The sequence below is a fragment of the Euryhalocaulis caribicus genome, from assembly GCF_000412185.1.
GTDB classification, from domain to species: domain Bacteria; phylum Pseudomonadota; class Alphaproteobacteria; order Caulobacterales; family Maricaulaceae; genus Euryhalocaulis; species Euryhalocaulis caribicus.
The window spans coordinates 42427-68503 of sequence record NZ_ASJA01000013.1 but is presented as its reverse complement, the minus strand read 5'-3'; the positions used below and the strand labels follow the sequence as shown (position 1 = coordinate 68503).

The following is a 26077-nucleotide window of genomic DNA, read 5'->3' as shown; positions in this document are numbered from 1 at the left end:
AACCTCCAGATGAACGACACTCAGATTGAACGCCCAAACGGGCGCGATGACCAGACGCCATCATCGAACCGTTCGCGGACGGCGGCAATAAGGCGCGGACTGATTGCGCTGGGCGCGGCGTTCACCGCCATCGCGGCGTTCGCCATTGTCGCGCTGGCCGTTCTGTGGACGCTGCCCCCGCCCGGCGACGGCCGCCCGGCCTCCGAAGCCGCCTATGACATCGCCGCCAATAATGGCGCGATCGTCGCCACGCGCGGCGTCTCGCGCGGCGATTATATCGATCTGGAGGCTTTTCCCGAGCATCTCCTCGACGCCGTTCTGGCCATGGAGGACCGCCGCTTCTACGCCCATGGCGGCATCGATACGCGCGGCATCACGCGCGCGCTGTGGGTGAATGTGCAGGAAGGCGGGGTCGAACAGGGCGGCTCCACCATTACCCAGCAACTGGCCAAGATTTCCTATCTCTCCGCTGACCGCACTTTCGCCCGCAAGTCGCAGGAAGCGGTCATCACGCTGTGGCTGGAAGCCCGGCTGTCCAAGGACGAGATCCTGGAGCGCTATCTGAACAACGTCTATCTGGGCGGCGGCGCCTATGGCGTGCAGGCCGCGTCCAAACGCTATTTCGGCAAGAACGCGGCCGACCTGACGCTGTCCGAATCCGCCATGCTGGCCGGGCTGATACAGTCGCCGTCCCGCAATTCGCCCCTGCATTCCTATGACGCCGCCGTGCAGCGCGCGGACGTCGCGCTGGGCGCCATGGTCGATGCCGGCGCGATCAGCGCCGAAGAGGCGGAAGCCGCCCGCGGAGAGCCTGCGCATCTGGCCCGCCCGCCGGCCGAAGCGCCGGTCTATGGCTACGCCGCCGACTATGCCGCCTCCGAGGCGCGGGTGCTGATCGGCGGCACGGGCGGTGATTTCCGCGTCGAGACCACGCTGGACCCCCGCCTGCAAATCCTGGCCGACCAGACCATCGACGAGGCGCTGGAAAACGCCGGCGAAGGCGGCCCCGATCAGGCCGCGCTGGTGGCGATGAGCTATGACGGCGCGATCCTGGCCATGACAGGCGGGCGCGACTACACCGCCAGCGCCTTCAACCGCGCGGCGCAGGCCGAACGCCAGCCCGGCTCCACCTTCAAGCTGTTTGTCTATCTGACGGCCCTGCAACAGGGCTTTACGCCGGAATCGGCCATCGACGACGCCCCGATCAATATCGAAGGCTATGAACCGCAAAACTATGGCGGCGACTTCCATGGCCGGGTGACGATCCGTCAGGCCTTCGCCAATTCCTACAACGCAGCCGCCGTGCGCGTGCAGGAGGCGGTGGGACGGGAGAATGTCATTCGCGTCGCCCGCCGTCTGGGCCTGCAGGGCCCGCTGCAGCCCGAACCCTCCCTGGCGCTGGGCGCGCGCGAGGCGACCCTGCTGGAGCTGACATCGGCCTATGCCGCGGTCGCCGCGGACCGGGAGCGCGTCTCGCCGCACATGATCACCGTGATCGCCGCCAATCAGGAACAGCGCTTCTCCGGCGCCGCCAGCCTGGCCGCCGCGCCCGGCGGCGCGGTGTTCTCGCCCCCCGTGGGCGATGCCGATCAGGCGGCGTGGCCGCGCAATCAAGCGCTGACTCTGCTCGGCTCCGTGGTCGCCAGCGGCACGGGGCGCGCCGCGCAGATTCCCGGCGCGCGCGTCTATGGGAAAACCGGCACCACTTCGGATTACCGCGATGCGTGGTTCATCGGGTTTGCCGACGGCATGGTGGTCGGCGTCTGGATGGGCAATGACGACAATTCGCCGATGGAGGCGAAAGTGACCGGCGGCGGCTTGCCAGCCCGCACCTGGAAAGCCTTCATGACCAGGGCCCGCTCCGGCGCCGTGCCGGTGGTGCGCGAACGCGGCTCCTCGCAGCCGCTGGCCGGCGCGGCGGAGGTGCTGGACACCGGAACGCTGCGCGTGGAGGGCCAGATCGTGCGGCTGGAAGGCGTGGACGGTCTGGGCGATCCCTATGCCGCCAATATGGGCGCCTATATCGATAATCGCGGCAATGGCGAGGTTGTCTGCCGCCCCGCGCGGCTGGAAGCCTGGCGGTGCGAGGCGGGCGGCGTGGACCTTTCCGAAGCGGTGATCTTCAATGGCGGCGGCAAGGCGGCGGACGACGCGCCGGGCCTCTTGAAGGACGCCGAACGCAAGGCCAGGCGCGCCGGACGCGGCGTCTGGGGGGAGTAAAGCGCAGCGCCGCGGCTTTACGCCCGGACGAATAGGCTATATATCGCCCGCCTTCCTATTGAACGGGGCCGCAAGGGCTCCACAACCTTGGCTGAAAGAGCGCGTGCGATGAAAAAGGATATTCATCCCGATTACCACATGATCACCGTCGAGATGACGGACGGATCGACCTATCAGACGCGCTCGACCTACGGCAAAGAGGGCGATGTCCTGAAGCTGGACATCGACACCAAGACGCACCCGGCCTGGACCGGCGGCGACCAGAAGCTGATGGACCGCGGCGGCCGCGTTTCCCGCTTCAAGGACAAGTTCAAGGGCTTCGGCGTTTAAGCAACGCCATTTGCTTTGGTCAGGGCCGGCGCGCTTCAAACGCCTCGCGCAGCCGGTCGACCTGTTTTCCAACCGGATTGGCTGACTTCAGGGTCTTGTAGAGGCCCTGGTCGATGCGCTGTGAGCGCTCATAGATCTTGCGCGACCGCGCCAGAAGATCTTTCAGCCGCGCCGGAATCTCATGATCCTCCGCGCCAGCCCGCCCTTTCGCCTCTTCCGCCAGGCGGAATTTCTCCTGCGCCGCGGTTTCCGGCGTCATCTCCCCTTCCCGCACGGACCGCTGCACCAGCAGCCATGAGGCCACCTGCATAAGGCGCGTGGTCAGGCGCATGCTCTCGCTGGCATAGGCCACCGCCCCGGCGCGGGACAGCTGGCGCGATTCCTCGCGGCCCGGCCCGTCCAGATAGGCGGCGGTCTCTTCGACTAGGTTCATGCCTTCCTCGAAGGCGCGGGAGAACATTTCAGAGGAAGCAAAATCCCGCACGCGGCGCGCGCGGGCATTCGTGGAATCATCAAGCGGGTCAATCGCCGGTTCGGTCATATTTACAAGATTGCGCGCAGCCCTCATCAGGCCGCGCTCCCCCATTCATGCGGAGCGTTACAGATTTCCGCCCCGAAGGCGGCGAACTTGTAACGTCCCTAGCAACGCCCGGGCCATACCCCTATCGGGCGAAAATCGAATCCGCCGCGTCGCGCCCCGCGCGCTTGGACTTCAGCTCCGCGCTGACGCGGTCCTTTTCCTGGTCCAGCGCGCCCAGCCGCTCTTCCAGTTCCTCGCAGGAGAGTCGGGAAAGGTCTTCCCCCAGCACCGCGCCAGCCGGTTTCGCAGGCTCCAGATCGTCGAACATGGCCTCTCCTCCTCAAGCTTCACCCGCGCGCCTTTCCGGCGCGTCGCGAAACCGTCATTGTAGCGGATCAGGCAGGTTTTTCGGAGTCTTGATTATGGAATCGATGCGCGCGGTCACAGCGCCGGAGCCCGGGGGGCCGGAGGCGCTGGTTCTCGAATCCCGCGAAATCCCCCGCCCCGGACCGGGACAGGTCCTGATCCGCGTCGCCGCCGCCGGGGTGAACCGCCCCGACGTGATACAGCGCATGGGCTTCTATCCGCCCCCGCCCGGCGCCACCGATATTCTGGGCCTGGAAGTCTCCGGCCGTATCGCATCCCTCGGCGAAGGCGTGGAGGGCTTCTCAGAGGACGACGCCGTGGTCGCCCTGCTGGGCGGCGGGGGCTACGCCGAATACGCCCTCGCCGACGCCGGCAGCGTCCTGCCCGTCCCTGACGGCCTGACCCTGCAGGAGGCGGCGGGGCTTCCCGAAACCTGTTTCACCGTCTGGACCAATGTGTTCGAGCGCGGCGCCCTGAAGGAGGGCGAAACCCTGCTGGTGCATGGCGGGGCGAGCGGGATCGGCACGACGGCCATCCAGATGGCCGCGGCGCGCGGGGCGCGCGTGTTCGCCACCGCCGGCACGCCGGACAAGGCGGCGCTGTGCGAAACCCTGGGGGCCGAGCGCGGGATCAATTATCGCGAAGAAGACTTCGCGGAGATCGTCAAGGAGGCCGGCGGCGCGGACGTGGTGCTGGACATGGTCGGCGGCGACTATGTTCAGAAAAATCTCGACCTTCTGAACATGGACGGCCGCTGCGTGCAGATCGCCTATCTGAACGGCTCGCAAGTCCAGCTCGACCTGATGCGTCTGATGCTCAAGCGGCTGACCCTCACCGGCTCCACCCTGCGCGCCCGCCCGGCGGAGGAAAAGGCGCGCATCGCGGGGCAGGTGCGCGACCATGCCTGGCCGCTGATCGCGGGGGGCAAGCTTAAACCGGTAATCGACAGCGTCTTCCCGCTGGAAGAGGCCGTAAAGGCCCATGAACGCATCGACAGCGCCGATCACGCCGGAAAGATCCTGCTGACAGTGTGAAGGTGTTTTCAAACGCGCGGCGCTCGCCTATATGGTGCCTGTTAAGACGCACCGTCCGCGTTGCAGCTGAGCCGTTTTCAACGCGCTCGCTCCACGGCCGGGGCGGCGGACGACCGTTTTGAGTTCCAAAGCCCGGCGCCGCAGCGCCGGGTTTTTGTTTTTACGCCTTGCTTTAAGGAGCCCTTCGATGACCGAAATCCTGATGCCGAAAGCCACCGCTGTCTGGCTGATCGACAATACCTCGCTCAGCTTCAAGCAGATTGCCGATTTCTGCGGCCTGCACCCGCTTGAGGTGAAGGGCATCGCCGATGGCGACGTCGCCGCCGGCGTGCGCGGGGCGGACCCGATTTCCAACGGCCAGCTGACGCGGGATGAAATCGGCCGCGCCGAGAATGACGGGAATTACGCGCTGACCGCGGTCGAGCACGAACACGCCGACAAGCTCAGCCACAACAAGAAGAAAGCGCCGCGCTATACGCCGCTGTCGCGCCGTCAGGACCGCCCGGACGCCATCGCCTGGATGGTCCGCAATCATCCGGAGATCCCCGATTCCCAGATCGCCAAGCTGATCGGCACGACCAAGACCACGATCAACGCCGTGCGCGACCGCACTCACTGGAACACCCAGAACATCAAGCCGGTCGACCCGGTGGCGCTGGGCCTGTGCGCGCAGTCCGAACTGGACGCCATCGTCCAGAAAGCGGCCGAGAAGAAGCGCCGCGAGGACGCCGCCAAGGGCATCAAGCCGGAAGACGAAGGCGATACGCTGAAGCCCGCGACCGAAACCGGCGGCGCCATGCGCGACCCCGAGCCGGTCCGCAAGGCCCCCGAAACGGTCGAGGAACTGTTCGGCGAGTCCCCCAAGAAGGACTGACGGCTTCGCCAAAAGCTTGCAGAGGAGCCGCGCTAGAGGCGGAAATACCGCCCCACGCGCGCGCAATAGGCGTCATATTCGGCCCCGAACGCGCGCTTGAGGTGCGGCTCCTCCACCCATGTGATGTAGACATGGATCAGCAGAGCGAACACGCCTGCAAAGACGAACGCCAGTGATGAGCCCGCCGCAATGGCGGCGCCCGCGAACATGACGCCATAACCGGCATATTGCGGATTGCGCGTCCTGCGATAGACGCCCCGCTCTATCAACTCGTCCTCCCTCAGGCCGTAGACCCGGGCGCGCGAGGCATAGGCCCTGCGCCCCAGCACGATAATGAAAAGCCCTGTGCCGGCCAGCGCCCCGCCCGCCGCCGCGCTCCACGCCGCGGGCGCATAGAGCGAGCCCCGGTCCAGCCACGCGATCAGGAAGGTCGCCAAAGCGTGGCCGTGCATGGCGATCCCGCTCCAGACGGCCGCCGCCCATGAGGCCCGGCCCAGACGCCGGAAATCCCGCTTTATCAGCAACGCCAGAAGCGCGGTCAGGAAGGCGTTCGCCGCCATCGCGGCGGCCAGGACAGTTTTCGAGTCTGTTTCGGGAAGCATGGCGGGTGTCTCCTTGCGAATTTTGAAACTTCGCAAAGACGTCTAATGTCTACAGCCACTGTAGAGGCAAGGAGCATTCCGGGATGACTCGCACGCGAACGATCGGGCGCGCGTCGAAGGACGCCGGCGTAAAAATCACGACGATCCGTTATTACGAATCCATCGGCCTGATGCCCGCGCCAGACCGGACGGTCAGCGGTCAGCGCGTCTATGACGATGCGGCGGTCCGGCGCCTTGCGTTCATCCGCCACGCCCGCGAACTGGGCTTTCCCGTCACCGCGATCCGCGAATTGATCGATCTGCAGACTCAGCCGGGAAACGACTGCGAGGCGGTCGACGAAATCGCGCGCCGCCAGCTTGCGGACGTGCGTGAACGGATGCGGCAACTTCGTGCGCTGGAGAAGGAATTGAAGCGCATGGCGGCGGTTTGCGCGGGCGGAGAAATCGCCGCCTGCGCCGTCATGGAATCACTTTCGGACCATGAAAACTGCCGCGTCCGGAACCACGGGAACGTACGCTATTCCTCTTCCCCCGGCGCCGGGACCGTATAGTTCAGCGCAAGCCGCCCGCCATCGGGATAGATGGTCTGGCCGGTGATGTAGGACGAATCCGGGGAGGCGAGGAACGCCGCCACGCCCGCAATCTCGTCCGCGTCCGCCATGCGCGACATCGGCGTGCGGGACAGCAGCTTCTTCATCACCGCCTTGTCCTCGTTCACCGCGGCCAGCATGTCGGTCTGCACGCTGCCCGGCCCGATGCCGTTGACCCGGATATTGTAGGGCGCCAGCGCCAGCGCCATGGCCTTGGTCAATTGCCCCATGCCGCCCTTGGAAACGCAATAGGCCAGCTGGTTGGGAATCGCGACCGTCTGGTTGATCGAGGACATGTTGATGATGGCGTGGCGGCGGCGAAGGTCGCGCACCCGCTCGTCGGAATCCTCGACCTGTTTCACCATCTGCCGGGCGACCGCCTGAGCCACCAGGAACGCGCCTTTCAGATTGACGCCCATCACCTTGTCGAAGGCGTCCTCTTCCAGATCCAGTATCGTGCCGGTCGAGATCATGCCGGCATTGTTCACCAGCACGTCAATCCGCCCGAACGCCGACAGCGTCTCGGCGATGAGGTTGTGAACCTCCAGCCGTGACGAGACGTCGCAATGCACATAGAGGGCGGTCTTCTCGTCGCCCAGTTCCTTGGCCGCCTCGCGGCCCGCCTTGTCGTCACGATCCGCCAGCACGACCTTTGCGCCATCGGCGGCGAAGCGCCGCGCGCACGCCAGTCCGATGCCGCGCGCCGCGCCTGTGACGATTGCCACGCGTTCTTCAGCCATCAGGGCTCCCTGTGATCCGCCGCTGCCTGTCGGCGGACCCTATTTTCTTTCCGGAATTAAAAAAGCTCCCAGGCTGATGTCAGCGGGAGCTTGTTTCAGTGGCCGCCGTGTCTGAGGGCGCGCATCTGATCCTTTAGGGCGAGTTTCTGTTTCTTGAGTTCAGCTACCATAAGGTCGTCGCAGGTTGGTCGTTTGAGTTCCGCCTGAAGCTTCATGTCGACGGAACGGTGTTTCTGATCAAGGTCCTGCATACGGACTTCACTCGCCATATCCCAATCTCCTCTCGGTGGAATGATTGACAATGACTCCATAAGAACACAGTCGGGGGCGGTCGTCACATCACAATCACGCCCATATGGCGGGCTTGATATTTTCCCCCTCAGCGGGAATGACGTATAATCACTGATCAGCGGAACTCACGGGAGGCGCGCGGCCGTGCTGGGCGAAAACGAGGAAATTCTTCAGGCTCTCGACGAATTGCGGCGCGAGCACCGCTCACTGGATGACGAGGTGGTGGCCATGCAGGGTTCGGCCAATTCCGATCCGCTCAAGATTGCCCGCCTCAAGAAGCGCAAGCTGGCCCTGAAAGACCGGATCGGTTTTCTGGAAGACCAGCTGACGCCGGACATCATCGCCTAGACACAGGCGGAAGAGCGCGATTTCAGGCCGCCGGTTCGGCGCGCTTGCTTTCAGCCTTGTTGGCGTACATCGCCGCGTCCGCCCGGGCCAGGATTTCCGAGGCCGATTCCCCCTTGCGCCAGGCGCAGACCCCGGCCGCGGCCCCCACTTCACAGTGATTGCCCTCGAACACGATGGGCTGGCCCGCGATAGCATGCGCCAGACGCTCCGCCTTGGCGGCGGCGTCGTCATAGGCAGAGCGGTGCAGGATCACCCCGAATTCATCCCCGCCCAGCCGGCCGACGACATCGGTGTCGCGGACGCTGTGGCGCAGGATATCGGCGACATTCATCAGAACCGCGTCGCCCGCAGCGTGGCTGAAGCGGTCATTGATCTGCTTGAACCCGTTCAGATCGATAAAGACCACGGACAGCGGCGTGCGGTGGCGGTCGGCCAGCGCGATTTCCCGCTCCAGCTCGCGCTCGAAGGCGCGGCGGTTGAAGATCGGCAGGAAAGCGTCAGTGTCGGCCAGGTCCTCCAGCTCCTGTATCCGGCCGCGCAGCCGTTCCGATTCGGCGTGCAGGCGGCGGATTTCTGAAAGCAGGCGGTTGAACCGGTCATCGGGTTTTGGATCATTGTCCGCGGCGATGGTCAGATTCGGACGCTGGGTCGAATCCGGCTCGAATTGCTCGGGGCTTTTCCGGGTAACGGGCGCGATTTTCATTGCGGCTTGTCCGGGCCTCTTGCAGCGGATCATGGTTAATCAAAATAGAAAATCGCGTTTCACGGTTAAGAAAGCGTCAATGACGGCCACGCTTGACGCGATAGACTTCGCACCTATTCTCCCGCGCTTCTTTCAACTGGGGCAGCGACATGAGCAAAGCGCCGCGGGTCGCCATAATCATGGGATCGACCTCGGACTGGCCGACCCTTTCCGAAGCCGCCGGGATTCTGGACGAACTCGGCGTCAGCTATGATGCGCGCGTGGTTTCGGCCCACCGGACTCCTGACCGTCTGTATGATTTCGCCAAGGGCGCGAAGGCCGAGGGCTTCCAGTGCGTGATCGCCGGCGCCGGCGGGGCGGCGCATCTGCCCGGCATGGCCGCCGCCATGACGCCGCTGCCCGTTTTCGGCGTTCCCATTGAAAGCAAGGCGCTTTCGGGCCTGGATTCGCTCCTCTCCATCGTCCAGATGCCCGCCGGGATTCCGGTCGGCACGCTGGCCATCGGCAAGGCCGGGGCCAAAAACGCCGCGCTTCTGGCCGCCGCCGTGATCGCCCTGCAGGATGAAGCTGTCGCGGAGAAGCTGCAGGCGTGGCGCGACCGGCAACGTGATTCCGTGCCGGAGTCGCCCGAAGGCTGATGACGGCGCTCCCTCCCGGCTCCACGATCGGCATTCTGGGCGGCGGTCAGCTGGGCCGCATGCTGGCCATGGCCGCCGCGCCGCTGGGTTTTGACGTCAAAATCTTCGTTCCGCAGGACAATTCCCCCGCCGAACGCACCGCCGCTGGCGCTACCGTCGCCGGATATGACGATCTGGACGCGGTGGAAGCGTTCGCGCGCGGCTGCGACGTGGTCACTTACGAGTTTGAAAACGTCCCCGCCGACACCGCCCGCGCCGTGGAGCGCGCCGGCGTGCCGCTTCGGCCCGGCGCGCAGGCGCTGGAAGTGGCGCAGGATCGCCTGAAGGAAAAGACCTTCGTCAATGAGTCCGGCGCGGCGACCGTGGCGTTTGCCGCTGTTTCATCCCCCGATGACTTTGCGGGCGCGGCGGATTCGGTCGGTTTTCCCGCCATCCTGAAGACCCGCCACGGCGGATATGACGGCAAGGGGCAGGCGAAAGTCGGCTCCGCGGCCGAACTGGAAAGCGCTTTCGATTCGCTGGGCCGCCGTCCCTGCATCCTGGAAGCGATGTGCGGCTTCGTGCGGGAGGTCTCCGTGATCGCCGCGCGGTCTCTGGACGGCGATTTCGTGCCCTATCCGCTGGCGGAAAATGAACACCGCGACGGCATTCTGTGGCGCAGCACCTCGCCGGCGGAGGCCAAACCGGCCGTCAATGACGAGGCAAACCGCATCGCGCGCGCCATTCTGGAGGCGCTGGACTATGTCGGCGTGATCGGGGTGGAGCTTTTCGAGTGCGAAGACGGCGCGCTGCTGGTCAATGAATTCGCTCCGCGCGTCCATAATTCCGGGCACTGGAGCATCGAAGGCTCGCAAACCAGCCAGTTCGAACAGCATATCCGCGCCGTCGCGGGCTGGCCGCTGGGCGATCCGGCGCCGCTGGGCCGCGCGCAAATGGTCAATCTGATCGGAGAAGACGCGGAAACCTGGCCGGATCTGGCGCGGGAATCAGGCGCGCACATCCATCTTTACGGCAAGAACGACATCCGTCCGGGCCGTAAAATGGGCCATGTGACGCGCGTTTCGCCGCTGAAATCGTAAGAAAACGGGCCTGTTTTGAGGCCTAATTGTAACGTTTAACGCCGCCATAGCGCAGTTTGGAGAGCGTCTTCAGCGGGTCCGGCAGGGCTGATTTGAAGCGCCGGAAGTTCGCTTTCGCCTTCTCGAACTCCATCACATTGCCGATCCGGCGATCCAGAAACGCCCGCGTTTCGGCCATTTCGGGGTCCTGGTCTTCCAGAAACACCGCGAAAGTGGAGCCGATCACGCCCGAAAGCGTGGCGCGTTTGGAATACCAGTTGCCGTCCGTGGACTTGTCGCCCATCGCCCGCCAGATGCTGTCGGCCGCGCGCCAGAGAATGCGCGGCGCGGTCCCGCCGGCGTCCGGCAGGGACAGCCGCGCCACCGCGCGCCGCGCCGCTTCCCGGTCGCCGCGCATCGGCTCCAGCCGCGCCATCACGGCGAAGGTGACGCGGTCGCGCACCTTCATGTCCGCCGTATCGGCCGCCGCATAGGCGTTTTCCATCGCCAGATCGCACTCCCTGCCCCAGAAATCGATCAGATCGACGGGGCCGCGGGGCAGGTAAAGCTCGTCCGCGCCGTCAGGCAGGCCGGCGTCGCGGGCCGCCTCGATCAGGGTCTTGCGGGTCCAGCCGTCAAAGGCGGCGATGGGCAGCGCGGCCTCCAGAATGGCCCGGCGGGCGGCGTCCAGATGGGGAAACTCTTCAATCATCGCGAAAAGACACTATCTAATCTGGTGAGAAACAGCCATGCGGCGATGCGGCTTGTATCTGGACAGGCCCTTTTAGCTCCGCTATATCGCGCGCCTTCCACGGGTTTCGTGTTTGGCGCTGGTAGCGGCATCGACCGCCGCGTCAACAAACATGCGTTTAGGAGGGCGAGAGCCATCGTTCAGATCTATGTTCGCGACAACAATGTCGAGCAAGCGCTGAAGGCGCTGAAGAAGAAAATGCAGCGCGAGGGGACGTTCCGCGAAATGAAGCGGCGCGCCTTCTACGAAAAGCCTTCAGAAAAGCGCGCTCGTCAGAAGTCCGAAGCGGTTCGCCGCGCGCGCAAGCTTGCGCGTAAACGGGCTCAGCGCGAAGGTCTCACCACCAAGCGCCGCTAGGCGCGACGGCTCCGGCGCCCTGCCGGAGCGCGCGACAGCGACCTGAATAAAAAAGCGCCGCGCGGAGGCTGACCTCCGCGCGGCGCTTTGTGTTTCCGGAATGCCGGAAGTTGCGGCTTCCCTAGCTTTTCATGCCCGGCACCAGCCGCCGCAGATTGCCAATCCCGGCCTGGCCCAGCGCGCCCATGCGGAAGACCGCGGAGGCCGCCAGCAGGATGGCCAGCATCGTCCCTAGCATCAGCGCCGAGGTCGCCACGATCTCCCATAGCGGGGGATCGGTGGGCAGGCGCGCGATCATCAGGAAGGGCGTGAAGGGCGGGATCCAGCTGGCGATGGCCAGCAGCGAAGAATCCAGATTCTGCGCCGCGAACACCAGGAAGGCGAGCGGGATCATCAAAATGATGATCAGCGGGCTCATGAAGGTCTGCGCCTCCTGTATCGTCTCGCAGAGCGAACCGATGGCCATGAACACCGCGCCATACATCAGATAGCCAACCACGAAATAGAAGGCGAAGGGCAGAAGGAGCCCCGGATCCAGAACCGCGCCGAAGATCGGCGCCAGCGGCTCATCCCCGCCGACCACGAATTGCACGACCGTGACAAAGCCCAGGCCGGCGATGATCCATGCGGCCAGCAGGGTGAAACTGACCCCCGCCACGCCCAGAAGCTTGCCGGCCAGAATCTCCGTCAGCCGGGCAGAGGCGAGCAGGGAGTCGAGGATCTTGTTGCCCTTTTCCTCGATGGTGGAGGTCAGCAGCATGTTGGCGACCGAGAACAGGATCGACCACAGGACGAATCCGGCTCCGACGCCCAGCAGGTAAGGCAGTCGGTCCTCGAACGTGACCTCTTCCGCGCCTTCGGTTTTTTCCGGGCTGAGCGCGCGGGTTTCCGGGCGCCGGTCCTCGGCTTCGGCCACCACCGCCGGGTCCACACCGGCGTCACGCAGATAGGCGTCCGCCATGTCCGCGCCCAGCGCGCGGCGGGCCTCGTCCATCAGGTCCTGATTGGACAGATTGGCGCTCCAGTAATCCAGCGAATATCCGGCCTGCGCATCGCCTTCCACGAACAGGGCCGCGTGGAGGTCGCGCGGGCCTTCGGGCGTGTCCAGCTGGCGCGCGCCCGCCAGATAGGACCGCAAGCCCTCCACGGTCCGCTCAGGGGCCTCTACGCGCACATAGTTGCGGCGGGTCTGGTCGGCGGCGGCCTGCGCCGCTTCCGGCGCCAGGCCGGCCTCCATGGCCGCATCCAGAGGCGCGGCGCCGTTTTCGCGCGCCGCGTCATAGGCGTCGCCTGCCGCATCGCCGCCCTGCGCGGACACCATGGCCCCCAGAACGGCGTCCACCTCATCGGCGTATTCGGCGTCCAGATAATCCTCGATCGCCGTCCCGACCGCCGGATCATCGGCGATCACGACATAGGCGCGCTCCGGCGTGGAGCGTTCAAACAGCTGGGGCACGATGAAGCCGGCCGCCATGAACAGCGGAACGGTGGCCAGCGAAATCCAGAACCCCCAGGTGGCGACATAGGAGAGATATTCGCGGCGGGCGATCAGGAAGAGACGATTCATGAGGGGCGGTCCTCCCGCTCGACCAGTTCAACAAAGGCGTCATGGAGATGGGTGCGCATCGGTTCGAACATCCGCAGGGGCGCGCCCTTGTCCACGAAAGCGTGCAACACGGGCTGTGTGGAGGCGCCTTCGGGAAGATCGACGCGCCAGCGCACGCCTTCCGTCTCCGCCTCGCCCTCGCGCGCCGCGGAGGCGCCGGGGATGGCGGCGGTCAGCGCCGCCACGTCCACGTCCGCGTCGGTTTCCACGAAGACCCGGCGCGGCGCGGCGTCCAGCGCGGCGGAGACCGCGCCCTCAAACACCGTGCGGCCCTTCGAGAGCAGCAGGATACGGTCACAGAGCCGTTCGGCGTGCTCCATCACATGAGTGGAGAAGATCACCGTCGCGCCGCCGTCGGCCAGGCCGCGGACCAGCGATTCCAGCGTGCGCTGGTTCACCGGGTCGAGGCCGGAAAACGGCTCGTCCAGGATGACCAGCTCTGGATCATGCGCGATGGCGGCCAGAATCTGGACCTTCTGGGCCATGCCCTTGGAAAAGGTTTTCAGCTTCTTCTGCGCCACGTCGCCAAGCCCGTACTGGTCCAGCAAGGCGCGCGCCTTCTTCAGCGCCTCCCCGCGGCCCATGCCCTTCAGGCGGGCGAAGAAAACGATCACCGCCTCGGCCGTCATTTTCTTGTAGAGGCCGCGTTCTTCGGGAAGGAAACCGACCCGGCGCAGGTTTTTCTGGCTGGGCGGCGCGCCGAACAGCATGACGTTGCCCTGATCGGGGGTCATGATGCCAAGGGCCGTGCGCAGGGACGTGGTCTTGCCCGCCCCGTTGGGACCGAGAAAGCCGAAAATCTCGCCCTGACGGACCGTGAAGCTGAGATCCCGTACGGCGGGCTTGCCGCTGAAGCTCTTGGAAACCGCCTCAAGCGAAAGCGGCGGGGCGTCCGGCCCGTTATTCATGAATTGTCCCCGTCGCGGCTGAACTGATTGTGCATCTGGCGTCACGATAGAGGCTCGATTCATACTCGTCAGCCCGTAACGAGCCGAGTTTCTGCTAATGGCCCCGACACGCGCCGGAATAAAAGAAATGCGAGGCCGCCTGGAGGCCCTGAAGGCGGAGCTGGAGGGCCTGTCCGCCGGCAGCGCGGAGGGCCGCAAACCCGTGGAGCTGGACCAGCAGACGCAGGGGCGGCTGTCGCGCATGGACGCCATGCGGGCGCAGGCGATGGATCAGGCGACCGAAGTCAAGCGCCGCGCCGAAATCCGCAAGATCGATGCGGCGCTGGCGCGAATGGCGGCGGACGAATACGGATTTTGCACCGTTTGCGGCGAGGAAATTCCGCCAAAGCGGCTGGACCTGGATCCGGCCACGGCGGTCTGCGTACAGTGCGCAAGGGCCGCCTAGGTAAATTTTTAACGCAAACAAGCGCTAGAATTTTAGGCTTTCTTTATCGAACCCGGTGTTAGTTATTTCGCACATTGCGATATAGTGAGCGCCGCCATGATTGGATTGATACAGCTCGTTCTTCTCGACCTGGTCGAGCAGGCCGGGGGAAAAGACAAACTGGCCGAGGTCCGCCGCCGGGGCGGCTTGCCGGATGATTTCGAATTCCGCATCGACACGGACTATCCCGATGAAGAGGCGAGAGCCCTTATCGGGCATGCCTGCGATGTTCTGGAACTGACGCCGCAACAGGCCTATGACGCCTATGCGGTTCATTTCCTGAAAGACGTGCAATCGCGCTTTCCGGTCTTCTTCGCCATGGCGCCGACGGCCCGCGACTTCCTGAAACGTCAGCCCACGATCCACAACTCCATGGGCTCCGGCGTTACGGGCGGCGACAGCCGTCTGGGCGACAAGTTTGGCGTGACGGAAACCGAAGACGGGTTGATCACGCATTATCAATCGGAAAACCGGCTGGCCCGCCTCTATATGTCGCTGGCGCGGGCGCTTTTGGATCATTACGGGGAAACCGCCGAGGTTGAGGCCCTGGACGATCCGGATTCCGCCGATTGCCGGGTCGCCATACGCTGGGCTGGCGCCGGCGAGGCGGCGGCGTGACCGGCAAGCCGGGAAATGAAGGCGTGCCGGATCCGCTGCAATCGGTCGAGACGATCGCGGACCAGCTCTGCTCGACCGTCGACGGCGACTTCAATGTGCGCATTGCGGTGACGGACCCCACCCCGGCGGTCCAGAAGCTGGCCCTTATGGTCAATTTCCTGCTGGATAATGTCCGCCGGTCCATCGACGCCTATGAAACCCAACAGCATGAATTGATGGCCGCCAAGGAACGGGCCGAGGACGCCGACCGCGCCAAGACCGGTTTTCTGTCCGTCGTCAGCCATGAATTCCGCACGCCGCTGAACGGCGTGCTGGGCGGGGTTCACCTGCTGCGGAATGTGAAGTCCCCGGAGGCAAAGGCCGCGGCGGACATCATCGACCAGAGCGGACGGCGGCTTCTGGACATGGTGGATGATCTGTTCCTCTACATACAGGTCGCCTCCCAGGGACAGGCCGAAATCATCACCGCCCCGACCGATATCGGCCCTCTGGCGTCGGAGGCGGCGGCCTTTGCCGCCGACACCCTGACCACGCGCGAGGTGACGCTGGAAATCCAGTGTGAAGAAGGGCTGCTTCTGGATCTGGATAACCGTATTGCGGCGCGGGCGCTGGCCGGTCTGATCGAGAACGCGGCTCTGGCCTCGGACAAGGGTGGAACCATCCGATTGGCGGCCCGGAGCGGCGATGACGGCGCGGTCATGGAAATTATCGATTCCGGCTGTGGCATGGATGAGGAAATGGCCCGGCGCGCCGCAACCGCCTTTTCCACCGCTTCGCAAAGCTCCACACGCAGCCATGATGGCCTGGGCCTGGGCCTGCCCCTGGCGCGCGGCTTCGCGGAGCTGCATGGCGGCCGGCTGGAGATCGAGAGCCGTATTGGCGAGGGAACGGCGGTCCGCCTGCATTTCCCGCGGCCCGCAGACGCGGCAGCCGCCGTCGCCTGACCGGCCGGTTTGCCGCGCGGCCGCCGCGCCTTATTCTCGCACCCCATGACCATGAACGATTCCCTTGGCGACGCGCTGATCTGCGCCTGGCGCATGGACGGCGCGGGCGGAGCGGTAAAGCTGGCGCTGGACGATCATCCCGCAAACGCCCCCGGCTTTGACTGGATACATCTGGACGCGAACGATCCGCGCGCCTGCGACTGGCTGGCGAAAAAGTCCGGCGCGCCCGATTTCGCCGTGACCGCCCTGACGGCGGAGGAAACCCGGCCGCGCTTTGAACCGGCCGAGCAGGGCGCGCTGGTCAATCTGCGGGGCGTGAACCACAATCCGGGCGCTGAGCCGGAAGACATGGTCTCTGTCCGCATGTGGGTGACGCCGACGCGGGTTATCACCTCCCGCCGGTTCAAGCTGATGGCTGTCCGCGACCTGCGCGACGACATTGAAAAGGGCGATGCGCCGGTCACGCCCGGCGATTTGATCGCCCGTCTGGCGCTGCGGCTTTCCTTGCGGATCGAACCGGTGATCGCGGAGATGGTGGATATCTTTGACGAGCTGGAAGACGACGTCTTTGACGACGGCAAGAGCATCGAGCGGATCGCGGTGACCGAGCCGCGTTCCGAAGCGGCGCAGATCCGCCGCTATATCGCCCCGCAGCGCGAGGCGCTGCGGGCGCTGGCCGCCACCGAGGCCGGATGGATACGGGAGGAGGATCACCGGATCTTCCATGAGGCGGCCGAGGCGATGGCGCGCCTGACCGAGGACCTAGATTCCCTGAGGGAACGGGCGATGGTGCTGCATGACCTGCTGGTCAGCCAGCAGGCCGACCGGATGAACCGGCACACGATGGTGCTGTCGCTGGCCGCCGGAATCTTCCTGCCCGTGACGCTGATCGCCGGGATGCTGGGGATGAATGTCGCCGGCGTGCCGCTGTCCGATCACCCGAACGGGTTCTGGATCGTTTCCGGCCTGCTGACGCTGATCTGCGTGATCGAGCTGGCCTTTTTCAAATGGGCGAAATGGATCTGACCGCTCAGCGGATCGACGCGAAGCCGCGATAGTTGAAACCCGCGATCTTCGGCGCGCCCGGCAAATACCACGCCTCCATGTCGCCGATAGCGAAGCCTGATTCCTCAATCAGCTTCGGGATTGGCCGCGTCAGATGGCAGCCGCCGGCGATCCGCTTCCACACCGGCTCAATCCGCCGCTGCCACTTTGCGACGCCCGGGTCCGGGGCCGCGCCATGTTCGGAAAACAGCAGTCTTCCGCCGGGCTTCAGGACGCGGCGCATCTGGGCCAGGGCGGCGTTGAAACCCGGGATGGTGCAGAGCGTGTAGGTCAGGACCACGGTGTCGACGCTGTCATCGTCCAGCGGGATCTCCTCGCCCGGCAGGCCGATCAACTCCACCGGCACGGGGGAGGCCGCAATCGCCGGCGCGGCCTTGCGGCGCATCCCGGCGCTCGGCTCCAGCCCGATCAGCTGCGTCACCTTCGCCGGATTATAGAGCGGCAGGTTCGGCCCCGCGCCCAGCCCGACCTCCAGCACGCGACCTTCCGCATGGGGCAGGATCTTCGCCCGCTCCATCATGATTGGCTTCTGCGAACAGGACAGGCCGATCAGGTGCGGAAGGATGCGGTTTTCGTAGAAGGACATGTCGCGCGTCCTAGAGCGCCTTCACGATCTCCTCGGCCATCTTCTTGGCGTCGCCGAGCAGCATCATGGTGTTGTCGCGGAAGAAGAGCGGGTTCTCCACCCCGGCATAGCCCGAACCGAGCGAGCGCTTGATGAAGAACACGGTCTTGGCGTTCCAGACCTTCAGCACCGGCATGCCGTAGATGGGAGAGGATGGATCGTCCTCCGCCGCCGGGTTGGTGACGTCATTGGCGCCGATCACGAAGGCGACGTCGGCGTTGGAGAATTCGGAATTGATGTCCTCCAGCTCGAACACCTCGTCATAGGGGACGTTCGCTTCGGCCAGCAGCACATTCATGTGGCCGGGCATGCGCCCCGCCACCGGGTGGATGGCGTAGGCGACGTCCACGCCTTCCTCTTTCAGCACGTCGGCCAGTTCCTTCAGCGCGTGCTGGGCCTGCGCCACGGCCATGCCGTAGCCCGGCACGATGATGACCCGGCCGGCGTTCTTCATGATGAAGGCGGCGTCGTCCGCGCTGCCCTGTTTGACGGGGCGCGTCTCGGTCTCGCCGCTGGCCGCGGCCGTATCGCCGCCGAACCCGCCCAGAATCACCGAGATGAAGGAGCGGTTCATGCCCTTGCACATGATGTAGGAGAGGATCGCGCCGGAAGAGCCGACCAGCGCCCCGGTGATCAGGAGAGCGGTGTTTTCCAGCGTGAAGCCAAGCGCGGCCGCCGCCCAGCCTGAATAGGAGTTCAGCATGGAGACCACGACCGGCATGTCCGCCCCGCCGATCGGAATGATCAGCAGGAAGCCGATCAGGAAGGCCAGCGCGGTGATGTACCAGAGCAGGTGACCGCCGCCCGAGGCCGCGCCGTCGCTGAGCACGAAGGCCACCGTTAGGCCCGTCATGGCCAGCGCAATGGCGATATTGATGACATGGCGGAAGGGCAGCAGGATCGGCGCGCCGGACATGTTGCCGTTCAGCTTGGCGAACGCGATGACCGAGCCGGAGAAGGTGATCGCGCCGATGGCCGCGCCCAGCGCCATTTCCACCCGGCTGATCGCCTTGATCTGCCCCGCCGCGTCGGCGATTCCGAACGCCTCGGGCGAGAGGAAGGCCGCGGCGGCGACCAGCACGGCGGCCAGGCCCACCAGGCTGTGGAAGGCGGCGACCAGCTGGGGCATCGCCGTCATTGGAATGCGCCGGGCGATAACCACGCCCGCGCCCCCGCCGATCAGCGCGCCGCCCGCGATCAGGCCGATGATCATGGGATTGAAGCTCAGCAGCGTCAGCGTCACGCCGATGGCGATGGCCATGCCAATCATGCCGTACTGGTTGCCGCGCCGGGCGGTTTCCGGGTTCGACAGGCCCCGCAGGGCGAGAATGAACAGGACGCCCGAGACGAGATAGAGCAGCGCGACGAGATTGGCGTTCATGACAGGCCCTTTTCCTGCGGCGGGAAATGCGCGGTTTCAGATCTCATAGCCGAACCGCTCCAGCGCCGGGGCGAAGGCGTCCCGCGCGCGTTGTTTCTGATCTTCGGTAAGGACAGCGCCGAGATAATCCCGGCCGCGCCCCAGCTCGATTTCGGTAACAGCATTCGCCGGGCCGAGCGCGGCTTGCGCCGCCGCCCGGTCGAACGGCGCGTCCATGGCGGCGAAGACGCGGCCATATTCGGCGACGGGGTCGCGTACGATGTCCTCGTAACGCAGCCAGAAGGCCGCCTCGCCGTCCGCATCGGTCCAGCCCGTGACATGATCCAGCCAGGAGCCGAACGGGCGCTGATAATGCGCCACGCCCCGGCGCGCGATGAAGTCGTCGATATGGCCGGCGATCTCGCCGCTGGCGATCAGGGCGTCCAGCGCGCCGCCGCCGCGCTTGCGCCGCATCAGGAAATTCAGGGACGAGGCCAGCACGTCCAGCGGGTGGCGGACGACATAGAGGCGGAAAACCGGGTCCAGCACGCACTTGCCCGGCCAGCGCGCGGCGTGGGTCTTGGCGATCACAAGGCGGCGGCCGAACAGGGAAACATCGGTCAGTTCCCGCGCCGAGGTCACGCTGGAGACCACTTCTCCGCGCGGGTTCACCGCCGCCTCGAAATAGGCGTTCAGGAAGGCCTGCCGCGCCGGGTCGTCGTGATTTTCAACGTCGAATTCGGGCTGCACGTGCAGGGCGTAGGCGCGCAGGAAAGTGCGCGTCATCTTGTTGCCGCTGCGCGGATAGGAGGCGACGGCGATGGCCCGTCCGCAGATATCCGCGCCCGCCGCGCGACGCGCGGCCTCGAAGCCCGCCGGGCCGGCGCTGGCGGCCGGAAACAGCACGGCCGTCTCGCGGTCGCTTGCGGCCTTGGTCGGGCGGGGCGCGGTCATCGTCTCAGATCTCATAGCCGAACCGGTCCAGCGCAGGCCCGAAGACGTCTTTCGCAGCCGCTTTCTGCGCCGGTGTCAGGACATCGCCCAGATAGCCGCCGCCGCGCTTCAGCTCGATCCCGCGCGACTGGTCGGCCAGCGCCAGCGCCCGGCCCGCGCGCGCAGCGTCAAAAGGCGCGCCCGCCGCCGCGAACGCCCGCGCGTACTGGCCCGCCGGGTCGGCGACGACATCCTCATATTTCAGGCAGGCCACCGGCGCGCCACTTTCACGATCCGGCCAAGTCATCGCGTGATCCAGCCATGAGCCGAAGCTGGACGTGAAATGCGCGACGCCCTGTTTCGCGATGAAGTCGTCGATATAGGCGGCGATCTCTCCACTCTCAATCAACGCATCCAGCGGTTTGGGCGCGCTGTGGGTGAAACCCTCCGCCAGCTTACGGCTGAACAGAAAGTTGAGCGAGGAAGCCAGAACGTCCAGCGGGTGCCGGACCAGATAGATATGGACGAAGGGCTTCAGCACGCAGCGTTCCGGCCAGTCCGGGGCATGCGTCTTGGCCAGTACGCCGGGCCGGCCCATCAGCTCGATGTCCTTCAAATCCTCCGGCGCGATGCGATGGCAGAGCACGCGGCCCTTGGGCGTGACCAGCGCGGACTTGAACCGGCCCAGATAATCCAGAAACCGCCCCTCCTCCGCGCGCAGGCGCTCCAGCGCCGCCGGGTCGGGATTGCCCGCATAGAAATGCAGGAAGGTGCGGGTCATCTTGTTGCCGCTGCGGGGATAGGAGGCGACGACCGCGCAGTCGCCGGAAATCGTCACGCCCGTGCGCCGCGCCACGGCGCGGAAGCCTTCCGGACCGCGCGGCGAGGGCGGCAGCGCGATCTGCGTTTCCGCCTGCGGCGCGTCTGTTTCGAGCGTGGATGCAGCCTGGGTCACGAAGGGTGTCGCGCCGGCGTCACGACTTCTTCTTGTACATCGCCAGCATGCGCTGGGTGACAAGGAAGCCGCCAAAGATGTTCACGCTGGCCAGCAGCACGGCGACCGCGCCCAGCCAGGTGGAGACGCCGGCCTCACCGCTCGCCCCGCCAGCCGCGGCGGCCAGAAGGGCGCCGACGATGATGACGCTGGAAATGGCGTTGGTGACGGCCATCAGCGGCGTGTGCAGCGCCGGGGTGACGGACCAGACCACGTAATAGCCGACGAACACGGCCAGCACGAAAATCGCCAGCCGGAAAATAAACGGATCAATCGCGGCGTGTTCCATGGGAAACCCTATCCTTTTACGGCGTCATGCACGGCCTCGCCGCCTTTGGTCAGGACCATGCCGGCGACGATTTCATCATCCCAGTCCGGGGCGTAGGCCCCGTCTTCGGCGGTAACCAGCGGCAGGAAGGCGAGGAGGTTCTTGGCGTAGAGCGAGGAGGCGTCGGCGGGCAGGCGGCCGGGCAGATTGGCGTAGCCGATGATCGACTTGCCGTCCTTCTGCGCGATGCGGTCCAGTTCCGCCCCCTCGATATTGCCGCCGCGCTCAACCGCCAGATCCACAAGGACCGATCCGGGCTTCATGCTGGCGACCATCTCCGCATCGATCAGGCGCGGCGCGGGGCGGCCGGGGATCAGCGCCGTGGTGATCACCACGTCCTGTTTGGTGATGTGCTCGGCGACGAGCTTGGCCTGCTTGGCCTTGTATTCGTCGCTCATTTCCTTGGCGTAGCCGCCGGCTGTCTCGGCTTCCTTGAATTCCTCGTCCTCAACCGCGACGAACTTGCCGCCCAGCGAGGCGACCTGTTCCTTCGCCGCCGGGCGCACGTCGGTGGCGCTGACCTGCGCGCCCAGGCGCTTGGCCGTGGCGATGGCCTGAAGCCCGGCGACGCCCGCCCCCATCACGAAGACCCGGGCCGGGGCAATGGTGCCCGCCGCGGTCATCATCATGGGAAAGGCGCGGCCATAGGCGTGCGCGGCCTCGAGCACCGCGCGGTAGCCGGCGAGATTGGCCTGTGAGGACAGCGCGTCCATGGACTGCGCGCGCGTGATGCGGGGCGTGAATTCACAGGCGAAGACTTCCACCCCGCGCGCGGCGAGTTGCCGAATTTCCTCGCCATTGTCGTGCGGGGCGACGAGGCCGATCAGGGCGGCATTGTCGGGAATGGCGGCAAGCGACCCGCCTTCAGGCAGGCGCACGCAGAAGACGGCGTCCACGCCCGCGGCGGCCTGTTGCGCGGTTTCGGCGATGGAGGCGCCGGCTTCGCGGAACGCCTCGTCCGGGAAGTCCGCGGCGAGGCCCGCCCCGGCTTCGACCCGTATTTCATGGCCTGCGCCGGCCAGCTTTTTTATGGTGTCCGGGGTGACGGCGACGCGAGTCTCCGCGTTCCGTGTTTCCTTGAAAACCGCAATCTTCATTCGCCTGTCAGGACCCCTTGCTCCCGTGTCAGGCGTCAGACCCTAGTGTGAGTCAGAGGGCGGGGGAAAGAAAAATCTGATGAAGAAGTAACCCGCGACCACCATGATCACCGTCGAAGCGGCGGCGGCGATGAAACCCGCGCCCACGCCGAACCAGACAGTGAAGAACACGATATGCGCGCCGATGATCAGGGACAGCCACTTACAGGCGGCCATGAAGCCCCGATAGGTCATGTTGTGCTGGGAGACGTCCATTTCGCCATGCACGTAGTGATCTTCCGCCGCCATCGTCCTGTTGCTCCGTCGAAAGGATAATTTCTGAGGTCAGGGAGCGGTTAGCACGGCCCGCGCGAATCCGGCAAGCGCCTGAGGCCGCGCAACGGCGCCGCACCCCTTGGCGCGCCGCTAGAACAGGCAGGCGTCCAGCGATTGCGCGCGCACCGTTCCGGCCCGGCTTTGCAGCGTTCCCGCCCGGCCCGATACATACGGTCCCGGCGGGTCCAGCCGCCATTCGTTCGGATTGGGCAGAACCGCGGCCAGCATCGCCGCCTCACGCGGGGAAAGGTCCGCCGCGGTCTTGCCGAACCATGCGCGGGCGGCCGCTTCCGCGCCGAAATTGCCATCGCCCCATTCGGCGATATTCAGATAGACTTCCATGATCCGGCGCTTGGGCCAGGCCGTCTCGATCAACAGGGTGAACCACGCCTCCGCCCCCTTGCGGACCCAGTCGCGGCCGGGCCACAGGAAGGCGTTTTTCGCGGTCTGCTGCGACAGGGTGGAGGCGCCGCGCAGACGCGCGCCCTGCTCCGCCTCCCGGATCGCCTTGCGGATTGCCTCCACATCGAAGCCGTTATGCTGGCAGAAGCGGGAATCCTCCGCGCCGATGACGCTGCGCGCCAGATAAGGGGAAATCTCTTCCAGAGGCGCGTAGTGATAGCGGATTGTTTCGCCCTGTATCCCGCGCCACGCCATCAGCGCCGTGGCGGGCGGCGGAACGAAGCGATAGACCGCCACCATCAGGAAAGACACGCCGATGCCCAGCGCGATCAGGCTGAGCAACGCCACCCCCGCGCGTCCGGCCCAGCGCCCGGCGCCCGCCCAAAACCCTGTCGATTGCATCAAGCCGCGTCCCCGCCCCGCCATTCGTCCCGAACCTGGGCGTCACCTTCGCGGGGAAGGCGCGCCGCGGCAAGGTCCGCGAAGCGGTTCGCCGGCAGAAGCCGCGACAGCGCCCAGACCGCCGCGCCGCGCACCACCGGGGCTTCATCGTCCAGAAGCGCCCGTGCAGACTCGATCAGGTCCGGGTCGCCGGAGTTCCCGGCGGCGATCATCACATTGCGCACGAAACGGTCGCGTCCGATCCGCTTGATGGGCGACTTGGAAAACACCTCGCGGAACGCGGCGTCGTCCAGCGCCGCCAGCTCGCTGAGCAGCGGGCCGGTCAGCTCCGGGCGGGAGTGGAAGGCGCTCTGCCGGGCCGTGCGGGCATATTTGTTCCACGGGCACACGGCGAGGCAGTCATCGCAGCCATAAATCCGGTTGCCCATGGCTTCGCGAAATTCGCGCGGGATCGGGCCGGCATGTTCGATCGTCAGATAGGATATGCAGCGCCGCGCATCCAGCTGGTAAGGCGCGGGGAACGCGTCGGTCGGGCAGACATCCAGACAGCGACGGCAGGAGCCGCAAATATCCTCGCCCGCTTCGTCGGCGGGAAGGTCCGCCGTGGTCAGGATCACGCCCAGAAACAGCCAGGAGCCATAGTCCCGGCTGACCAGATTGGTGTGCTTGCCCTGCCAGCCGAGGCCGGATTTCGCCGCCAGCGGCTTTTCCATCAGCGGCGCCGTATCGACAAAGACCTTCACTTCTTCGCCGCTCTTGTCGGCAAACTGGCGCGCCACCTGTTTCAGGCGCTTCTTGACCAGGTCGTGATAATCCTCGTTCCGGGCATAGACGCTGATCGTGGCGCGGCGGCGCTGTTTCAGGCTTTCCATCGGGTCGCTGTCCGGCCCGTAATTCATGCCCAGAACGATGGCGCTTCTGGCGTCCGGCCACATGGCGGTGGGGCGCGCGCGCCGCGCGGCGGTGGTTTCCATCCAGCCCATCTCGCCATGGCGCTGCAGCGTGATGAATTCGTTCAGCCGCGCCTCCGCCGCCCAGTCCTCGTCCGCGCGGCAGAAACGCACGGCGTCGAACCCGGCCTCGCCGGCCATGCGCCGCAGATCGTCCGGCGAAACCGCATTGTCGTGGGGCGCATTGGTCATATGGGCAAGATAATCGATGCCGCGTTTAATAGAACCGTCAGGACCGCAGTCAGGATCACCCCATGGGCATAGACCCGCATTATCCGGAAACCATAACCCCGCCCGACCGGCCGCTGGGCTGGATCAGGGGCATTCCGGCGCTGGCGGACAATCCGGTCCAGACCTGGCCGCGCCATCTTTATGAGGGGCGCTACACTTACGTGAAATTCCGCGGCAAGGCGGTGATGAATCTCGTCGACCCGGCGCTGATCGGGATCATCCTGAAAGATCAGGCCGACAAGGTCATCAAGCACGATTTGCAACGCCGCACGCTGGAGCCCGCGCTGGGCGAAGGCCTGATCATGGCGGACGGGCCGAAATGGCGGGCGCAGCGGCGCGCCGCCTCCCCCGCTTTCCGGCATCAGTCGCTGGAATCGCTGGTTCCCGCCATGGCGCATTCGGCGCGGGACGTTTCGGGCCGTCTTCTGGCCGGCCCGGCGGATCGCGCGCAGGACGTGATGCCGGAGATGATGCACGCCACATTCGACATCATCGTCGCCGCGCTGTTCGAGGATGGCGGAGAGTTCGACGCGCAGGACGTGCTGGACGACATCACGCTGTATCTCGCCACGCAGGGCCATGTCGGGGTTCTGGATATTTTCGACGCCCCGCTCTGGACCTCCCGCCTGGCCAACCGCAAGGGGATCGCCGCGGCAAAACGGATGCGGGCGGCCGTACGGGAGAATGTGCGGCGGCAGGCGGCGCGAGAGGAGCCGAGCGACACGCTGAGCGGGCAGCTCTTGCGCGCCACGGATCCCAAAACCGGCGAGCGCCTGACCGAGACGGAGCTGGTGGATAATCTGCTGACTTTCGTGGCCGCCGGGCACGAGACCACGGCGCTGGCCCTGACATGGACGCTGGGGATCCTCGCGCGCCTGCCGGAGCTTCAGGACCGGCTGGCCGAAGAAGCGCGGAGCGTATGCGGCGAGGCGGACGTCTCCGCCGACGATATCGACAGGCTGGCGCTGCATAATCGCGTGCTGCAAGAGAGCATGCGCCTGTTTCCGCCCGCCCCGGTGGCGGCGCGCATGGTGACCGAACCCTTCGAGGTCGCCGACAAGCATCTGGTCCCGGGCGACATGGTCAATGCCCTGATCTATCCGCTGCACCGCCATGTGAAATGGTGGGACGACCCGAACCGGTTCGATCCGGACCGTTTTCTGCCCGAAAATACCGAGGCGCGGGACCGCTACGCCTATATTCCGTTCGGCGGCGGGCCGCATATCTGTATCGGGATGCGCTTCGCGATGATGGAGGCGGCGGTGATTCTGGCCCGCCTTGTCCGCGATTGCCGCTTCGCGCCACAGCCGGACCATCGCTTCCACCCGGTCCTGCGCATCACGCTGCGCCCGAAAGGCGGTATGCCGCTTTTTGTCAGCCCGCGTTGAAGGCT

The 26077-nt window shown here is 65.7% G+C and carries 32 protein-coding genes; 14 read left to right on the top strand and 18 right to left on the bottom strand.

Annotation, left to right across the window (positions count from 1 at the left end; all coding sequences use genetic code 11):
* Positions 1-9: 9 nt before the first annotated feature.
* Together L338_RS11425 and rpmE are read left to right on the top strand one after the other, a co-directional pair.
* Entirely contained in the window at positions 10-2220 is a 2211-nt protein-coding gene (locus tag L338_RS11425) for a PBP1A family penicillin-binding protein (protein ID WP_022698523.1), read from the top strand.
* Positions 2221-2328: 108 nt separating this feature from the next.
* The gene (rpmE, locus tag L338_RS11420) at positions 2329-2550 is read left to right on the top strand and encodes a 50S ribosomal protein L31 (protein ID WP_022698522.1); all 222 of its coding nucleotides are present in this window, start codon (positions 2329-2331) and stop codon (positions 2548-2550) included.
* A 19-nt stretch (positions 2551-2569) separates the two neighbouring features.
* On the opposite strand, the gene rcdA is transcribed toward rpmE, so the two are convergent.
* A complete protein-coding gene (gene rcdA / locus L338_RS11415) occupies positions 2570-3091 on the bottom strand; it encodes a protease adaptor protein RcdA (RefSeq protein ID WP_027068485.1) in 522 nt (173 codons plus the stop codon).
* Positions 3092-3212: 121 nt separating this feature from the next.
* Complete coding sequence (locus L338_RS11410; protein WP_022698520.1) at positions 3213-3398, bottom strand: DUF1192 domain-containing protein; 186 nt, start codon at positions 3396-3398, stop codon at positions 3213-3215.
* A gap of 94 nt (positions 3399-3492) precedes the next feature.
* Between L338_RS11410 and L338_RS11405 the strand changes: the two genes are divergently transcribed.
* Both L338_RS11405 and L338_RS11400 read left to right on the top strand, forming a co-directional pair.
* The gene (locus tag L338_RS11405; RefSeq protein ID WP_022698519.1) at positions 3493-4470 is read left to right on the top strand and encodes an NAD(P)H-quinone oxidoreductase; all 978 of its coding nucleotides are present in this window, start codon (positions 3493-3495) and stop codon (positions 4468-4470) included.
* Between the two features lie 187 nt (positions 4471-4657).
* Positions 4658-5344 (top strand): DUF1013 domain-containing protein, encoded by a 687-nt coding sequence (locus tag L338_RS11400; protein ID WP_022698518.1) that lies wholly within the window; start codon positions 4658-4660, stop codon positions 5342-5344.
* 32 nt (positions 5345-5376) lie between these two features.
* Here the strand turns inward: L338_RS11400 and L338_RS16640 are convergent, their stop codons facing one another.
* A complete protein-coding gene (locus tag L338_RS16640; protein ID WP_022698517.1) occupies positions 5377-5946 on the bottom strand; it encodes a methyltransferase family protein in 570 nt (189 codons plus the stop codon).
* Between the two features lie 83 nt (positions 5947-6029).
* Between L338_RS16640 and L338_RS11390 the strand changes: the two genes are divergently transcribed.
* Positions 6030-6497, top strand: a complete 468-nt coding sequence (locus L338_RS11390; RefSeq protein ID WP_022698516.1) for a MerR family transcriptional regulator — start codon at positions 6030-6032, stop codon at positions 6495-6497.
* Here the strand turns inward: L338_RS11390 and L338_RS11385 are convergent.
* Both L338_RS11385 and L338_RS17090 read right to left on the bottom strand, forming a co-directional pair.
* Positions 6464-7276, bottom strand: coding sequence for an SDR family NAD(P)-dependent oxidoreductase (locus L338_RS11385; protein WP_022698515.1), 813 nt, complete (start codon positions 7274-7276; stop codon positions 6464-6466). The genes L338_RS11390 and L338_RS11385 overlap by 34 nt on opposite strands.
* Positions 7277-7371: 95 nt before the next feature.
* Positions 7372-7545, bottom strand: a complete 174-nt coding sequence (locus L338_RS17090; protein ID WP_022698514.1) for a YdcH family protein — start codon at positions 7543-7545, stop codon at positions 7372-7374.
* Positions 7546-7711: 166 nt separating this feature from the next.
* On the opposite strand from L338_RS17090, the gene L338_RS11380 reads away from it, so the two are divergent.
* Positions 7712-7915, top strand: a complete 204-nt coding sequence (locus L338_RS11380) for a YdcH family protein (RefSeq protein ID WP_022698513.1) — start codon at positions 7712-7714, stop codon at positions 7913-7915.
* Positions 7916-7937: 22 nt separating this feature from the next.
* Here L338_RS11380 and L338_RS11375 read toward each other — a convergent pair whose 3' ends face one another.
* Positions 7938-8618 (bottom strand): GGDEF domain-containing protein, encoded by a 681-nt coding sequence (locus tag L338_RS11375; RefSeq protein ID WP_022698512.1) that lies wholly within the window; start codon positions 8616-8618, stop codon positions 7938-7940.
* A gap of 149 nt (positions 8619-8767) precedes the next feature.
* Between L338_RS11375 and purE the strand changes: the two genes are divergently transcribed.
* Positions 8768-9256 (top strand): 5-(carboxyamino)imidazole ribonucleotide mutase, encoded by a 489-nt coding sequence (gene purE / locus L338_RS11370; protein ID WP_022698511.1) that lies wholly within the window; start codon positions 8768-8770, stop codon positions 9254-9256.
* Positions 9256-10335 (top strand): 5-(carboxyamino)imidazole ribonucleotide synthase, encoded by a 1080-nt coding sequence (locus tag L338_RS11365; RefSeq protein WP_022698510.1) that lies wholly within the window; start codon positions 9256-9258, stop codon positions 10333-10335. The genes purE and L338_RS11365 overlap by 1 nt, the downstream gene beginning before the upstream one ends.
* A gap of 22 nt (positions 10336-10357) precedes the next feature.
* Here the strand turns inward: L338_RS11365 and L338_RS11360 are convergent, their stop codons facing one another.
* Complete coding sequence (locus L338_RS11360) at positions 10358-11026, bottom strand: COQ9 family protein (RefSeq protein ID WP_022698509.1); 669 nt, start codon at positions 11024-11026, stop codon at positions 10358-10360.
* 174 nt (positions 11027-11200) lie between these two features.
* Between L338_RS11360 and rpsU the strand changes: the two genes are divergently transcribed.
* On the top strand, positions 11201-11422 hold the full coding sequence (rpsU, locus tag L338_RS17415; protein ID WP_027068482.1) for a 30S ribosomal protein S21: 222 nt from the start codon (positions 11201-11203) through the stop codon (positions 11420-11422).
* Positions 11423-11543: 121 nt separating this feature from the next.
* Here rpsU and L338_RS11350 read toward each other — a convergent pair whose 3' ends face one another.
* On the bottom strand, positions 11544-12989 hold the full coding sequence (locus tag L338_RS11350) for an ABC transporter permease (RefSeq protein WP_022698507.1): 1446 nt from the start codon (positions 12987-12989) through the stop codon (positions 11544-11546).
* Positions 12986-13936: an ABC transporter ATP-binding protein gene (locus tag L338_RS11345; protein ID WP_022698506.1), complete on the bottom strand. Its 951-nt coding sequence runs from the start codon at positions 13934-13936 to the stop codon at positions 12986-12988. The genes L338_RS11350 and L338_RS11345 overlap by 4 nt, the downstream gene beginning before the upstream one ends.
* A 127-nt stretch (positions 13937-14063) precedes the next feature.
* Between L338_RS11345 and L338_RS11340 the strand changes: the two genes are divergently transcribed.
* The 4 genes from L338_RS11340 to L338_RS11325 all read left to right on the top strand — a co-directional run bounded on the left by L338_RS11340 (position 14064) and on the right by L338_RS11325 (position 17008).
* Complete coding sequence (locus L338_RS11340; protein ID WP_033311217.1) at positions 14064-14381, top strand: TraR/DksA family transcriptional regulator; 318 nt, start codon at positions 14064-14066, stop codon at positions 14379-14381.
* Between the two features lie 96 nt (positions 14382-14477).
* Positions 14478-15038, top strand: a complete 561-nt coding sequence (locus L338_RS11335) for a heme NO-binding domain-containing protein (RefSeq protein WP_022698504.1) — start codon at positions 14478-14480, stop codon at positions 15036-15038.
* Positions 15035-15982, top strand: coding sequence for a sensor histidine kinase (locus tag L338_RS11330; RefSeq protein WP_022698503.1), 948 nt, complete (start codon positions 15035-15037; stop codon positions 15980-15982). Before L338_RS11335 ends, L338_RS11330 begins: the two co-directional genes overlap by 4 nt.
* Before the next feature lie 51 nt (positions 15983-16033).
* Positions 16034-17008 (top strand): zinc transporter ZntB, encoded by a 975-nt coding sequence (locus L338_RS11325; protein ID WP_027068479.1) that lies wholly within the window; start codon positions 16034-16036, stop codon positions 17006-17008.
* A 4-nt stretch (positions 17009-17012) separates the two neighbouring features.
* Here the strand turns inward: L338_RS11325 and L338_RS11320 are convergent, their stop codons facing one another.
* The 9 genes from L338_RS11320 to queG form a co-directional block, all read right to left on the bottom strand.
* Positions 17013-17633, bottom strand: coding sequence for a class I SAM-dependent methyltransferase (locus tag L338_RS11320; protein ID WP_022698501.1), 621 nt, complete (start codon positions 17631-17633; stop codon positions 17013-17015).
* A gap of 10 nt (positions 17634-17643) precedes the next feature.
* The gene (locus tag L338_RS11315; RefSeq protein ID WP_022698500.1) at positions 17644-19053 is read right to left on the bottom strand and encodes an NAD(P)(+) transhydrogenase (Re/Si-specific) subunit beta; all 1410 of its coding nucleotides are present in this window, start codon (positions 19051-19053) and stop codon (positions 17644-17646) included.
* Positions 19054-19089: 36 nt separating this feature from the next.
* Complete coding sequence (locus tag L338_RS11310) at positions 19090-19986, bottom strand: sulfotransferase domain-containing protein (protein ID WP_022698499.1); 897 nt, start codon at positions 19984-19986, stop codon at positions 19090-19092.
* Positions 19987-19990: 4 nt separating this feature from the next.
* Positions 19991-20920 carry a sulfotransferase domain-containing protein gene (locus L338_RS11305; protein WP_022698498.1) on the bottom strand — a complete coding sequence of 310 codons (930 nt, stop codon included), beginning with the start codon at positions 20918-20920 and terminating at the stop codon, positions 19991-19993.
* Positions 20921-20939: 19 nt separating this feature from the next.
* Positions 20940-21248: a proton-translocating transhydrogenase family protein gene (locus L338_RS11300; protein WP_022698497.1), complete on the bottom strand. Its 309-nt coding sequence runs from the start codon at positions 21246-21248 to the stop codon at positions 20940-20942.
* Positions 21249-21256: 8 nt separating this feature from the next.
* A complete protein-coding gene (locus L338_RS11295) occupies positions 21257-22384 on the bottom strand; it encodes a Re/Si-specific NAD(P)(+) transhydrogenase subunit alpha (RefSeq protein WP_022698496.1) in 1128 nt (375 codons plus the stop codon).
* Positions 22385-22426: 42 nt separating this feature from the next.
* Positions 22427-22672: an aa3-type cytochrome c oxidase subunit IV gene (locus tag L338_RS11290; RefSeq protein ID WP_022698495.1), complete on the bottom strand. Its 246-nt coding sequence runs from the start codon at positions 22670-22672 to the stop codon at positions 22427-22429.
* Positions 22673-22789: 117 nt separating this feature from the next.
* A complete protein-coding gene (gene mtgA / locus L338_RS11285) occupies positions 22790-23503 on the bottom strand; it encodes a monofunctional biosynthetic peptidoglycan transglycosylase (protein ID WP_022698494.1) in 714 nt (237 codons plus the stop codon).
* Entirely contained in the window at positions 23503-24645 is a 1143-nt protein-coding gene (gene queG / locus L338_RS11280; protein WP_022698493.1) for a tRNA epoxyqueuosine(34) reductase QueG, read from the bottom strand. The genes mtgA and queG overlap by 1 nt, the downstream gene beginning before the upstream one ends.
* Positions 24646-24707: 62 nt before the next feature.
* On the opposite strand from queG, the gene L338_RS11275 reads away from it, so the two are divergent.
* Positions 24708-26072, top strand: a complete 1365-nt coding sequence (locus L338_RS11275) for a cytochrome P450 (protein WP_022698492.1) — start codon at positions 24708-24710, stop codon at positions 26070-26072.
* The last annotated feature ends 5 nt before the right edge of the window (positions 26073-26077 follow it).